Annotated in this window: 10 protein-coding genes; 6 read left to right on the top strand and 4 right to left on the bottom strand. The window is 27.5% G+C overall.

Annotated features, from left to right (window positions below):
* Positions 1-22 precede the first annotated feature (22 nt).
* Positions 23-1,306: a galactokinase gene (locus A966_RS10480; protein ID WP_008725362.1), complete on the bottom strand. Its 1,284-nt coding sequence runs from the start codon at positions 1,304-1,306 to the stop codon at positions 23-25.
* Between the two features lie 250 nt (positions 1,307-1,556).
* On the opposite strand from A966_RS10480, the gene A966_RS10475 reads away from it, so the two are divergent.
* On the top strand, positions 1,557-3,410 hold the full coding sequence (locus A966_RS10475; protein ID WP_008725361.1) for a methyl-accepting chemotaxis protein: 1,854 nt from the start codon (positions 1,557-1,559) through the stop codon (positions 3,408-3,410).
* A gap of 88 nt (positions 3,411-3,498) precedes the next feature.
* Here the strand turns inward: A966_RS10475 and A966_RS10470 are convergent, their stop codons facing one another.
* On the bottom strand, positions 3,499-4,452 hold the full coding sequence (locus A966_RS10470; protein WP_008725360.1) for a leucine-rich repeat domain-containing protein: 954 nt from the start codon (positions 4,450-4,452) through the stop codon (positions 3,499-3,501).
* Between the two features lie 31 nt (positions 4,453-4,483).
* Entirely contained in the window at positions 4,484-6,010 is a 1,527-nt protein-coding gene (locus A966_RS10465; protein ID WP_008725358.1) for a phospholipase D-like domain-containing protein, read from the bottom strand.
* A 235-nt stretch (positions 6,011-6,245) separates the two neighbouring features.
* Here A966_RS10465 and A966_RS10460 point away from each other — a divergent pair, with 235 nt between their 5' ends.
* From A966_RS10460 to A966_RS10445, 4 genes are all read left to right on the top strand, one after another.
* Positions 6,246-6,809 (top strand): ribosome assembly cofactor RimP, encoded by a 564-nt coding sequence (locus A966_RS10460; protein ID WP_008725356.1) that lies wholly within the window; start codon positions 6,246-6,248, stop codon positions 6,807-6,809.
* Between the two features lie 55 nt (positions 6,810-6,864).
* A complete protein-coding gene (gene nusA, locus A966_RS10455; protein WP_008725354.1) occupies positions 6,865-8,355 on the top strand; it encodes a transcription termination factor NusA in 1,491 nt (496 codons plus the stop codon).
* A gap of 13 nt (positions 8,356-8,368) precedes the next feature.
* The gene (locus A966_RS10450) at positions 8,369-9,304 is read left to right on the top strand and encodes a class I SAM-dependent methyltransferase (RefSeq protein WP_008725353.1); all 936 of its coding nucleotides are present in this window, start codon (positions 8,369-8,371) and stop codon (positions 9,302-9,304) included.
* Between the two features lie 189 nt (positions 9,305-9,493).
* Complete coding sequence (locus A966_RS10445) at positions 9,494-11,311, top strand: methyl-accepting chemotaxis protein (RefSeq protein WP_008725351.1); 1,818 nt, start codon at positions 9,494-9,496, stop codon at positions 11,309-11,311.
* 62 nt (positions 11,312-11,373) lie between these two features.
* Here the strand turns inward: A966_RS10445 and A966_RS10440 are convergent, their stop codons facing one another.
* Complete coding sequence (locus A966_RS10440; protein ID WP_008725334.1) at positions 11,374-12,396, bottom strand: threonine aldolase family protein; 1,023 nt, start codon at positions 12,394-12,396, stop codon at positions 11,374-11,376.
* Positions 12,397-12,548: 152 nt separating this feature from the next.
* Here A966_RS10440 and purB point away from each other — a divergent pair, with 152 nt between their 5' ends.
* Positions 12,549-13,841 (top strand): adenylosuccinate lyase, encoded by a 1,293-nt coding sequence (gene purB / locus A966_RS10435; RefSeq protein WP_008725332.1) that lies wholly within the window; start codon positions 12,549-12,551, stop codon positions 13,839-13,841.
* Positions 13,842-14,156 lie beyond the last annotated feature (315 nt).

The following is a 14,156-nucleotide window of genomic DNA, read 5'->3' as shown; positions in this document are numbered from 1 at the left end:
TTTTTTTATAATATATAATTTTTTATATTGAACAAACAGGTGATTGTCTCACTCTTATTTTTACTGCACTTCCTTCACCAAATATTGAGTTCATATATTTTTTATATTCTTCGACTCTATTTACAGGAATTAAAGCCTGTATAGTTCCTGCAAATCCTCCTCCATGTACGCGGCATGCTCCTTCGCCTTCTAAGAAATCTTTTGTAAGTGCAAGACCTAAAGCAACTCCCATATTTTTTGAGCTTGTAACAGAATAACAGTTTTGTAAGTACATAAAGCTTGAAAGTCCGGATTCATTCATAAGTTTTATATATGTATTTATATCATCTTTTTTAAGTGCATTTATTTGATTAATTACCCTTTCATTTTCCTCTAAGAAGTGATAAGCTCTCATTATGGCTCTGTCTCCAACTTCAGCTCTTAATTTAGAAGCATTATCAATCAATTCTTTTTTAGTTATCTCCCGGCATACTTTTTTTCCAAAATAATTAGCCACAGCATTCATTTCTTCTCTTATAGCAGCATATTCATTTGTAAGACCGCTATGATCTCCCTTAGCATCAACTATCATAAGAGCATAACCTTTACTTTCAAAATCATATTCAACTTTTTCTATTATAGGCTTTTCATTATCTTTGAAATCTATAGACATAATACCGCCTACAGAACAGCCCATTTGATCCATAAGTCCGCAAGGCTTTCCAAAATAAACATTTTCAGCATACTGACCTATTTTTGCTATATCAACTTTACTTATTTTATCATCATTATATAATGCATTCTGTATCTCACCAATCAAAGATTCAAAGCTAGCTGAACTGCTTAATCCGCTTCCTATAAGAACTTTATTATTTAAAGTTACTGTGCATCCTCCTATATTGCCGCCTTTATTTTTTATTCCTGCACAAACTCCTCTTGTTAAAGCATTAGATTTACCGTATTCTTCTTTATTAATTTCTAAATCATTAATATCTATAATGTCAGGAGTATTAGAATAATCAGTATAAACTATTATTTTATTATCATCTCTTTTTGAAACTACAGCAAGCTTATCTAAATTTATAGATGCTGTTAATACGCATCCATTATTATGATCTGTATGATTACCGGATAGCTCAGTTCTTCCAGAAGCACTAAAAACATATATTTCCTGAGTATTTTCTATACTTTCAAAATGCTTTATTGTATCGATTAATCTAGTATATGCTTCGGACATAGTATATGCATCATCTCCGTAAATTAAAGAAAATTTATCATTCATATTCCTTTCTTTTAATAGTTCTTTTAATTGGCTGATATTATACATATTAAATCCTTAGTTTTTGTGATGATATTATGATATACAATTATATTGATTTTGTCAAAGAAAAATATAAAAAATAAAAAACAAAAATAATTTACAATATTTTTATAAATTTACTAAATATTTACTTTTTATGTAAAAAAATAATATTTTTTAATATTTTTAGTAAAAAATATTTACAAATATATAGACTTTTTAAAAGAAATGTCATATAATATTATTATAATAATTGAGTTATTTATGGGGGTCATTTATGAAATTTATGCAAACTTTGAAGTTTAAAATGCCTTTTACTATCATATCATCTGTAGCTGTAATGCTTTTGATTCTTATGATAGTAATAATATCTGCTTCGGCAATATTTATGGAAAGAACTGCTATAAACGGATTTATGGAAACTGCTGATGGATATAGAGATTTAGTTTCTATATGGATTGAAGATCAGGCTGATTTGACTTCTGTTATATCAAAAGAATCTGAGTTTTTAGATTATTTTCAAAATCCAAATCAAGATACTTTATCTATAGCAAACAGTGAATTTAATGAACTTTTAAAAGAATTGGAATCTCATTTTTCAGCTTTTGCTTTAATAGATTTGAATGGAAAAGTTGTTTTGGACACGGCTTCTAATGAACATTTAAATACTGTAAGTCAAAAAACTATATGGAAAGAGCTTCAAGATAATAATTATAAATATTCTATTGAAGATGAGATTTATTTATCATCAGTAACAGGAAATTATGTTATAGGTGTTTTAGCTGGAGTATTTGATGCAGATTCCAAACCTGCTGGGGTTTTATACGCTGAATTAAGATGGGATTCTTTTGTTCAAAAATATTTTTCTGAAATAACTATAGGAAAAACAGGCAATATATATATAGTTAATGAAGATGGAAGAAGAGTAGCGCATAAAGAAATAGATAAAGTTAATACTATATCAATAGGTTCTAAAAACGCTTTGTCTGCTGCAGCTTCTCAAAGAAAAGGTTCTTTACATTATGAAGATGAAGGCGAAAAAATAATGGCTTTTTCAAGACTAGAAAATATAGATTGGATAATGTGCGTTACTATGCTTGATAATGAATTTTTTGCTAACAAAAATACTTTAATAAAAATAACTATAGCGTTAAGCATATTACTTCTTTTTATTACATCGCTTATAGTAGTAGTGTATGTTAATAAAAATATATCAGGAGTTCTATCAAGAATAGCAAATGATTTAAATAGACTTGGAAATGGAGATTTAACCGTATCTGCACCAAGTAAATTCCTAACTAATAAATATAAAAATCATGAGTTTGGAATAATAGCTAATGGCTTTAATAATACTATAGAAAAATTAAAACATATAGTAAGCGATATAATGGATTCTTCTAATAATATAGAATTAACTTCAAAAGAATTAGAAAGCGGAAATAATGATTTAGCTTTAAGAACTCAATCTCAGTCTTCATCATTAGAACAGACTGCAAGTTCTATGGAGCAAATGGCATCAACAATAAAAAATTCTGCTGAAAAATCAGTAATAGGAAATAATATGATGAATGATTCAAAAAAATCTGTAGAAGAAGCAGGACTTATAATAGACAGCACCACAAAAAGTATGGAAATGGTTTTTGAAGCAAGCAGAAAAATAACTAATATAACAAAATTAATAGAAGATATTGCTTTTCAAACTAATATATTGGCACTTAATGCATCAGTAGAAGCAGCCCGTGCCGGAGAGCAGGGCAGAGGTTTCTCTGTTGTAGCTTCTGAGGTTAGAACATTGGCTCAAAACACACAAACTTCTGTTAAAGACATTACTTCTTTGATAGCAGATTCCGATGAGAAGATAAAGATAGCTGCAGAAGCGGCTAGAAAATCTCAGGAAATATTTACTGATATAAAAGATAAAATAGAAAATACAGCAAATATAATGAGAGACATATCTACAACAGCAGTAGAACAGCAAAGCGGAGTTGAACAGGTTAATCAGGCGGTACTAAAAATGGATGCAAGCACACAGGAAAATGCTAGTTTAGTAGAGCAGTCAAAAGAAGCTAGTATAACTTTAAGCAGCGAAGCACAGAAATTGATAGATGCTGTGAGTTATTTCAAATTGTAAAACTCTATAATATTAAAATTATATTCTGAAATGGGCTTGAGTAATCAGGCTCATTTTTTATTTAACAAATATTATTAATTTAAATGAATTAATTTTCATTATAATCTCTGTATCCTCTTTCTTCCAATAATTTTTTTGTTCTTTTATCCCAATTTTTATCATCGCTTATAACAGATACATATTTTAATCTAGGAGCTGTTTCCTTTGAAAGCATATCTATATTAAAGCATTTTATATTTTCTAATATTAGAGTTCTTATTCTAGTATGATTTAATATAGAGTCCATATTTTCGAGACTTCTTAGATTAGTTAAAATAACTTTTGTTAAATTTTCTAAATTACTTAAATTAGGGATTTCTTTTAATGATGGGATATTATTTAATTCCAATGTTTTAAGTGTTTTCATTTCAGATATAAAATTAAATGATCTTATATTTTTTCCTTTTTCAATATAAAGCTCTTCTAATTCAGGAAGTTTTTTAGGCATTTCTTCTTCATGAGAAACCCCTGTAAGAATAGCTATTTTTTTCAAATTAGGATTTTTATCAAAAGATTCCATTCTAAATATACCGGCACCTATTTCTCTTATAGTGCTTCTCATAGATAAATAAACATCTTGTTTTAAAGTAAGTCCGTTTTCTATATACATACTTTCCAAATTTTCTATATTATCAAGAGGCTTCAATTCCATATCTTTTGGTAAATCACCGTATAGATGCAGACTTCTTAAATTGATAAGTTTAGAAAATATTGATATATTTTTTAGCGGATATTTAAGTGATGCATGATATATAAGATTTCTCATTTCAGGCAAGGCTGTAAGCAAATCATTACCGCTTATATTATTTTTGTTACTTTCATTTTTTTCTGATGATATATTCACAAAGAAATCTTCTCTAGTTTTTAAAAGTTCATTTAGAGTAGGGATATTTTCTTTTTTTATTCCTATATCATCTATAAAAAGAATATGCTTTTCTTTTGAAAGCCCTAAATCAAAAATAGCTTGACTATCTAATTCTGATATTTTTATTTTTTTCATCATAATTATTTACCGTATTCAAAAATATAAACCATTATAATACAGGAGCTATAATTCTGCAAGCTGAATTTCTAAGTCTTACAAGCATTGGCTGTTTAGAATACTCCTCTATAGTTACTTTATGAGAATTGAGAATATCTTTTTTAAATATATCCTCAAATTTTTTAGCAATATCAATGTCATATATAACTGCATTCATTTCATAATGTAAATAAAAACTTCTTATATCCATATTACAAGTACCGCATGATACTATTCTTCCATCCATAACACAGAATTTGCTATGCAGAAAACCTTTTTCATATAAATAAATGTTTACTCCGGCATTAAGTAAAGGTTCAAAATATGTCTGAGCTACCCACCAAGGAACTAATTTATCAGGCTTTCCTGTTATCATAAGGTTTACATCTACTTCAGATAATGCAGCATTTTCTAAAGTTCTTAAAAAACCGTCATCAGGCACAAAATAAGGACTTTCTATATAAATGCTTTCTTTAGCCTCTTCTATCATTTTTGAATATACTTTCTGTATGCTGTCCCACTTTGAGTCTGCTCCTGAAGTTATTATTTGAACCGGAAGAAATTTATCAGTGAAGGATTGCGGAAATAGATCTTTTCTTATAATTGAAACTTTTTCTTCGTTTAAATCCTTATCTGCATATTTTATTTTTTTGAAATGCTTATGCTTATGTTCTTCTATATTAAAGATTTCTAAATCCCTTCCTCCTGCATTATACCAATCACATACAAAAACATTCTGTATAAGATTACATGAATCTCCTACTATTCTCATATGCACATCTTTCCAAGAATTAAAATGTTTCCCTCCGTCTATATATTCCTGTCCTAGATTCATTCCACCCATATATGCTACAACACCATCAACTACAACGATTTTTCTGTGATTTCTATAATTAACAAATCTAGTCCATAATATAGAAAAAGGATCATGATAATATAAAAATTTTATACCATTTGCTTTTAGCTCTCTTCTATATTTTCTGCTTATTCTTTTTAGTGATCCTACACCGTCAAATATAAGCCTGATTTCAACTCCCTCTTTTGCTTTTTTTATTAGAACATCTTTTATCCTATTTCCAAGCCTATCACTTCTCCATATGAAATATTCCATATGTATAGTTTTTTCTGCCAATTTCAAATCCTGAATTATAGCATCAAAAAGTTTATCTCCTTCATCAAAGACATAAACTTCATTTTGAACTGTTATAGGAGAGTAGCCGCTTTTTATTGCAAGCTTAACTAAATTGATATTTTTGCTGTAATTGCCCTGCATATTATCAAGTATTTTTATTTGTTCTTTCAGAAGCGAAGAAAAATAATTTTTTATCATATCTTCCGGGAGTTTAGCAGAAATTTTCTTTTTTGATTTTTTCCAATCCATACCAAGAAATATATAGAATATTACTCCAATATAAGGCAGAAATACTAAAACGGTTAGCCAAGCTATAAATGAGTATGGAGGTCTGTTTTCAAGAAGCATTTTTATAGCTATAGAGACCACATACAAGAAAAATATAATAGTTAATGTATAAAATACCATATTGACCAATACTATTTTCAGTTTATTACTATTAATAATAAAATAGAAAATGATAAAAGTCAATTGATTAATATTAACATAATAATAAATTTTATTAAAGTACTTGACAAAAATCATTAGTAAGTTAAAATAAAATCACTTCCGAAAATATTTGTAATGAAGGGCGTTGGTTTTTGGCAGCAAAAACTGACACTCTTTTTTTTATTTAATAGGAAAATAATAAAAAAGTATTTATATGAATAAAAAAACTAAACCTCAGAAACAAAAAGAATACGGCAGAGAACCTAAAAAAAAGAAATTTAAAAAAGATAAACCAATTAAGAAAATAGATAATAATATAATAGATGAAGCTGTATTGTTTAATGGTATAAAAGATGTTTTAGAGGAAAATAATATATATCTTCTTGATTTGAAGGTAAGAGCTATTTCTGATAATAAGAAAGTATATGCTGTTATCTTTAAAAAGAAAGAAAGTGTATCTCATACTCATTGTATAGAAACTACAAGAAGGATTCAGGATTGTATAAAGGCTAATGGTTATGATGAGGGAGATTATACTATAACAGTTTCTTCTGCGGGGTTCAGATGGAAGTTTAATGACAGATATGAATTATTTGAAGATATGCCTATAAAAATAAAATATAAAAGCGGCGATGAGTTTATTACTGCTTATGCAATGCTGAAAAAGGCTGAAGATGACTATATTATAGTAACTGTAACTGATGAAGATAATGTTATTAATGAAAAAAATATAAAAATATTAAAAAAAGATATCATAAAAGCAAGATTAAATTGTTAATATTGATATACTATAAACATGTTTAATAATAAAAATAAAAAAATGGAGAGTCAAAATGTTTGAAAATGTTGGAACTTATTTACAGCAGCTTTCTGATGAAAAAGATATTAGTGTAGATCTTTTGAAAGAAGTTATAGCATCTACTATGGAATTAGCTTTAAAGAAGAAATATGGCGATGATATAAAATTTCATATTCATTTTGACAATAAAAATAATCCTACTGTATATAAAGGTGCCAGCGTTGTAGAAGAAGTTAGGAATAAAAATAAAGAAATATCTTTGGAAGATGCTAAGAAATTGGATCAGGATATTAATTTGGGCGATGAAGTATTAATACTTGTAGATCAGGTTGAAGCATTTGGAAGAATAGAGAGTACAGTAGCTAGAACAGCATTTTTCCAAAAAATTTCTGAATTAGAAAAAAATATTATATACAATGAATTCAAAAGAAGAGAAAATCAGCTTGTAAACGGATATTTTCAGAGAGAGCATAGAGGAACTATTTATATAAATTTAGGAAAAACAGAAGGCGAATTGCAGAAAAAGGATCAGTCTCCTAGAGAACATTATACATCAGGTGATAGAATAAGAGCCTATATATATAAAGTACAAGGCGGTAAAGATGAAAAAGGTAAGGAAATACCTACTAAAATACTTCTTACTAGAACAAAGGCTGATTTTATAAAAAAGTTATTTGAACTTGAAATACCTGAAATAGCAGACGGTACTATAGAAATTAAAAATGTAGTAAGGCAGCCGGGCTTAAAAATAAAAGTTGCTGTTTCTTCTAATAAGCCTGAAGTGGATCCTATAGGAGCTTGTATAGGTCAGAAAGGTATTCGTATACAATCCATTATTAAAGAAATAGAAGGCGAAAAAATAGATGTTGTAAAATGGTCTAAAGACATAAGAGAGTATATTGCTGAGGCTATAACTCCTGCTAAGCCAATAAGAATTATTATTACGGATCCTGAGAAAAAAGAGGCTATGATTATTATACCAGATGAGCAGCTTACTTTAGCATTGGGAAAAAGCGGTTATAATGTAAAATTAGCCTCTCAGCTTACAGGATATTATTTTGATATAAAAACTGAAACAGATATAAAAGAAAATCCGGAATTATTAAAAGATATAGTTCCTTTGAATCAAATATTCTCAGATAATACAGAAGAAACTGAGTCTACTGATGAAGAATTAGAAAATACTGAAGTATTTGAAAGTAATTTGTATTCATTGCAGGGTATTGATGAAGCAATTATAAAAACGCTTATAGATAATAATATCAATTCTATAGAAGAATTATATAATATGTCGGCTGAAGACATTATAGAAAAAACTAATCTTGAAAAAGAAATTGTTGATAATTTAATGCTTGTAATGAAAGATGTTGTTGAGGTTGTAGAGGCTTCAGATGATGAATATGAAACTACTTCTGAAGAGGTTGTTGAGGAAATTGAAGTTTATGAATGCCCTAATTGCGGATCAAGTATTACAGAAGATATGACTAAATGTCCTAAATGCGGAATTGAGCTTTCTTTTGAATAATTGAGTTATTTATATGAAATGCAGTGTTTGCTATAGTAATAATTATACTGAAATAGGTATTATAAAAAATATATGGTATAGTGATAAAAAAGTTTATCAGTGTAATGACTGCAAATTATATTATATTGAGCCGCCGACTGAAGATGAAATGAATAATTTATATAAAAATGAATATCATAAATATTGGCTGTATCATAATGGAAATAATAAAATAAAAAATAAAATATTTGAATATGCCAAATTTAGAATTCGTTATTCAAGAAGTTTGTCTCAATTTAAATTTGTAAATTATTTATTTAATGACATTAAAGATAAGCATAATATTAAGGTATGTGAAATAGGTGCTTTTGATGGACTTTTATTGAAGATATTTAAAGATAATGGTTTTAGTGTCTATGGATATGAACTTAATGATTATGCTAGAAACTATGCTGAAAATAAATATAATATAAAATTAGAATCAGATTTTTTGAGCAGCAATGAAAAATATGATATTATAATGCTTTCGCATGTTTTAGAGCATTTTGTTAGTCCAAGAGATATATTATTAAAAATAAAATCTATGCTTAATGATAATGGGTATCTCTATATAGAAGTTCCCAATTCTCCTATGTTGGAAGATGTTGATAATAATATATTAATTGATTGTTTGACTACTGAACATACTGTTAATTTTAATCCATATAATTTAAAAATGTTATTAGAAAGTGTTAATTTTGAAATTATAGATATAAAATACAGCAATTATAATGTTAATAAAAATAATATTAGCTTAAAAGCTGATATATTAAAAGGCAATATACCAAATTTAAAAAATATTATACCATTTGCTGTATTTGGTATAAAGACATTCATTTTTCCTAGTTTATCATTTATTAATTATGACTGTGAAAATACTAAATGGAGTTATGGAGAAAATATTAGGCTTATAGCAAGAAATATTTGTTAATTTTGTATTATAATTACCAAATTTAAAAATCTATTATTATAGTCTGTATTTATTGATTATAAAAGATAAATATTATATTAAAAAATTTAAAAAATCATATAAAAATTCATCATTATCTTTGACTTTGTAAATATAATTTTCTATATTATTATTTATAAAGAAGATTATAATTTTATAAAGGTTATTATAATGAAAAATAAATTAATGATTAAATTTTTGGCTCCTTTCATAATATTTCTTTTGATTTTATTCATAGGTATATATATTTTTTATAAGCCTTTATATAAATCCAGATTTTTAAGAGAAAAGAATCTTCAAGCATTAGAGGCAAAGACTAGAACAGAAGGTTATGTTGAAGTTTTGAAAAATACTATTTATGTTATGGATTCATATTTATCATCTAATCCTAATTGGGTGGAGTTTGGTAATTTTATAACTAATGTTCAGAAACTTAATGAAGGGTATTTGAATGTATATTTTGGTAATACTACTCCATATCCTCAAGGCGGGGTTTTTATTAATACATTAGAAGTTTATCCGCTTACTTATGATCAAACTTCAAGAGATTGGTATAAAGATTCTGTTGCAACTAATAATATAATGATTAGCGATCCTTATATAGATTTTGCAGTAAATAAACTTACTATTACATTTGCAAAGGCTGTTTATACTAATGGGTCTTTGAAAGGAGTATGTGCTATAGATTTTGCAAATATAAATACTATATCTGAAAGTATAAAGAAAATTTTTGAAGATGAAATTTATATAGTTTCAGATAATGGTATTTTTATGACTCATGATAATAAAGATTATATACTAAATGAAACTAATAATTTATTTACATATCCTATATTTGCTGATTTTAAAAATAATTTATCATCGCATATAGGGGATTTAGATATCATAGATAATGAATGGTATTCTATTAAAAAAACAGATAATGCTCCTTGGATATTAGTATTCAAAGGAAGTGCTGAAATGTTTTATTCTCAATTTAGATTTCTTATGATAAGTTTGTTTTTATGTATATTATTTCTTATAATTTTAGAATTTCTTTTGGTTGCTAGAATAGTAATACCATTATCAAATAATCTATACCATGCTATTACAGTAATGACATTAATGCAAGATGGAAGATTCGACAGCCGATTTGATGATAAAGATTTAAAAAGAAAAGATGTTTCAGGCGTTTTGGCAAATTCAATCAATGATATGCAGCATATAATGCATAATATTGTTTCTGAGTTAAAAGAAAATATATCATTAATTAATAATTCATCAGAAAAAATATCAATGGGTATAGATAACTTATCAGACAGAACATCTTCTCAGGCAGCAGCTGTTGAAGAAATAACTAGTTCTATAGAAAATCTGCTTTCAGCCATTTCTAATACTTCAAAAAATTCTTATAATGCTAAGAATATGAGTTCTAAAGTTACTGAATCTACTCAGAATGGAGTAGCGGCAGTTAATGAAATATCAAATAATATGACTGAAATTTCAGAATCTAGTAAGGAAATATCAAATATTACAAAATTAATACAATCAATAGCTTTTCAAACTAATATATTAGCACTTAATGCAGCAGTAGAGGCGGCTCGTGCTGGTGAACAGGGAAGAGGATTTGCTGTAGTAGCTTCAGAAATAAGAAGTTTAGCTCAGAATGTTAATGAAGCTGCAGGAAATATTACAAATATTATAGAAAATACCGTATCTAAAATAGAAATTGGTGATGAATCCGTAAAAAAATCTTTAGATATACTTGTGGAAATAGAAAATTCCGCCAAAGAAGTTTCTGATATACTAGTCAATATATATGAATCTACATCCGAAGAAGAGGAGAGTGTAAGACAGATTAATACATCTATGAATGAATTAAATAAAATTACTCAGGAAAATGCTGAATTAGTTAATAACAGTTCATTGCTTGGAAAAGATGTTGTTAACGGAACTAATAATCTATATTCTGAATTAGAATATTTTAAATTAGACAATAATTTTAAATAAATAAAATAAAAAGAGTATGATTTTTATACTAATCATACTCTTTTTATTAGATTATTTATTGATTATATTTTTAAACTTTTGATGATTCCGCAAACTTTATCTATTTCATTCAGGCTTATATCTTTATGAGTAACAAATCTTATTTTATAATCTCCAAAAGAACTTGCTTTGATTCCTTGTTCTGATAATTTAGATAATATATTTGATGAAGGCTCTTTAGTATCTGCTATTACAATATTAGTTTCTACATTGTCTAAATTAAGAGTTCCAATTCCAGACTCAAGTATTGCTTTTGCTATTTTTTTTGCTTTTTGATGATCTTCTTCTAATGACGGTATATTATTTTCTAAAGCATATATTCCTGCAGCAGCCATAAGTCCGATTTGTCTCATTCCTCCTCCTATTAATTTTCTTATTCTAAATGCTTCATCAATAAAATCTTTATTTCCGCATATCATAGCCCCCATAGGAGAACCTAAGCCCTTAGACAAGCAGAAAGTTATTGAATCAGTATTTGAAGATATTTCTTTTACTGAAACTTTGCTTGCTATAGAGGCATTGAAAACTCTTGCTCCGTCCATATGAAGATGAATATTTTTTGATTTAGTGAAGTCATATAATTCTTTTAATATTTTTATAGGATAGACAGAACCGCCATGTCTGTTATGAGTATTTTCTACTTCTACTATATTGACAGATGACATATAGTAAGGCTGCTCTTTAATATAGTTTTTTACAATATCTTTTGTTATTATTCCTCTGTCAGCTTTTACAGGAAGAGGTATAATACCAGCCAAAGATGCAACTCCTCCAAGCTCATAATGTATTATATGAGACTCTTCTTCTAAAAGTAGCTGTCTAGTTTTTCTTCCTAATATCATCATAGGTATTAAATTACCCATAGTGCCGCTTGAAACGAATATCGCTTTTTCTTTTCCTGTTATATCACAAGCCATTTCCTGAAGTTTATTTACTGTAGGGTCTTCCATATAAACATCATCTCCGCATTCTGCATTGTATATTGCTTTACGCATTTCTTCGCTTGGTTTTGTAATAGTATCGCTTCTTAAGTCATAGATTTTCATTTTAATTGCTCCGTATATGAAAAAATTTTAATGCAATAATTCTAATTCTTTTTTTGTAAATTACAACTATTAAAAAATAATTGAAATAATTTATAATTTTATCTATAATAATTTAGTATTTTATAATTTTTTATATTAAGGATAAATAATCTATGATAAAGAGATATACTAGAAAAGAAATGGGAGAACTTTGGAGCTTGCAAAATGAGTTTCAGGTTATGCTTGATGTTGAAATTGCTGCTTGTGAGGCTATGGCTGAAATAGGAGAGATTCCTCATGAGGCAGTAAAAAATATTAAAGAAAAAGCTACTTTTACAGTAGAGAGAATTGCTGAAATAGAAAAAGAAACTAATCATGATATAATTTCATTCGTAACAGCTGTTCAGGAAAATGTAGGCGAGGGCGGACAGTATATACATAAGGGCTTAACTTCAAGCGATGTTAAAGATACCGCATTGGCTGTGATGATGAAAAGATCTGCTGAAATAATACTTGATGATTTAAAAAGATTATCAGAGGTTTTATTAAGAAGAGCAAAAGAACATAAATATACTCCTTGTATAGGAAGAACACATGGTATACATGCTGAGCCTATGACATTAGGATTAAAATTCATATTATGGTATGATGAAAACGAAAGAAATATAAAAAGGGTAGAGGAAGCTAAAAAACAGGTTTCTGTAGGTAAAATTTCAGGAGCAGTTGGTACTTATAGCAATATCGACCCTAGAATAGAAGAGATTGTTTGTAAAAAGCTAGGAATAGAAGCTGATAAAGTTTCTACTCAAATAATACAAAGAGACAGGCATGCTCAGTATCTTACAACTTTGGCAATAGTGGCTAGCTCATTAGAAAAGTTTGCTACAGAAATTAGAAATTTACAGAGAACAGATATAAGAGAAGCAGAAGAATATTTCAGCGAAAAACAAAAAGGTTCATCAGCTATGCCTCATAAAAGAAATCCTATCACTTGCGAAAGAATATCAGGTTTAGCAAGAATTGTAAGAGGTAATGCATTAGCTTCTATGGAAGACATTACACTTTGGCATGAAAGAGATATAAGCCATTCATCTGTAGAGAGAGTTATACTTCCAGATTCTACTATTGCAGTTGATTATGCTATTAATAAATTTATTGATATAGTAGATAAACTTTTAATATATCCAGAGGCTATGAAAGCAAATATTGAAAAAACAGGCGGTTTAATATTCAGTCAGAGAATATTGATAAGTTTAGTTAATAAAGGTATCGACAGAGATAATGCCTACAGATGGGTGCAGAGAAATGCAATGAAAAGATGGCTCAACAATGAAGACTTCAGAGAGAATGTTCACAAAGATGAAGATATTACAAAATATTTAAGCTCTCATGAAATTGATGACTGCTTTGATTATGCATACTATCTAAGAAATATTGATGTTATAATGAAAAGGTTTGGAATATAATTTTAATTAAATAAAAGAATGATAATTGATTATAAAATAATTGGTTATCATTCTTTTTTATTGCATTAATTTTAATGATTAGACTTGTTTCAAAACTACTTGACAAATAACTTTATAAGTTTATTATTTTATGCTAAATTAAATAATATTAATTATGATTTAATTAAATGTTTTACATGTTGTATAAATTATATATTTAAGCTACAAAATGCAGTTCTTTTGGTTCTTTTATAGCAATAAAAGAACTGGGGTTTGGGGCAAAGCCCCAACTATAATTTAAAAATATTAAATAAAAATTTATAAATATTAATAAAT

The organism is Brachyspira hampsonii 30446 (assembly GCF_000316195.1).
Classification (GTDB): Bacteria; Spirochaetota; Brachyspiria; order Brachyspirales; family Brachyspiraceae; genus Brachyspira; species Brachyspira hampsonii_C.
This window is presented reverse-complemented; position numbering and strand designations above follow the sequence as displayed.

Excerpts from the sequence above, each read along its gene's own strand:
- A966_RS10480 (WP_008725362.1), bottom strand. The coding sequence starts at position 1,306 with ATGTATAATATCAGCCAATTAAAAGAACTATTAAAAGAAAGGAATATG.
- A966_RS10475 (WP_008725361.1), top strand. The coding sequence starts at position 1,557 with ATGAAATTTATGCAAACTTTGAAGTTTAAAATGCCTTTTACTATCATA.
- A966_RS10470 (WP_008725360.1), bottom strand. The coding sequence starts at position 4,452 with ATGATGAAAAAAATAAAAATATCAGAATTAGATAGTCAAGCTATTTTT.
- A966_RS10465 (WP_008725358.1), bottom strand. The coding sequence starts at position 6,010 with ATGGTATTTTATACATTAACTATTATATTTTTCTTGTATGTGGTCTCT.
- A966_RS10460 (WP_008725356.1), top strand. The coding sequence starts at position 6,246 with ATGAATAAAAAAACTAAACCTCAGAAACAAAAAGAATACGGCAGAGAA.
- nusA (WP_008725354.1), top strand. The coding sequence starts at position 6,865 with ATGTTTGAAAATGTTGGAACTTATTTACAGCAGCTTTCTGATGAAAAA.
- A966_RS10450 (WP_008725353.1), top strand. The coding sequence starts at position 8,369 with ATGAAATGCAGTGTTTGCTATAGTAATAATTATACTGAAATAGGTATT.
- A966_RS10445 (WP_008725351.1), top strand. The coding sequence starts at position 9,494 with ATGAAAAATAAATTAATGATTAAATTTTTGGCTCCTTTCATAATATTT.
- A966_RS10440 (WP_008725334.1), bottom strand. The coding sequence starts at position 12,396 with ATGAAAATCTATGACTTAAGAAGCGATACTATTACAAAACCAAGCGAA.
- purB (WP_008725332.1), top strand. The coding sequence starts at position 12,549 with ATGATAAAGAGATATACTAGAAAAGAAATGGGAGAACTTTGGAGCTTG.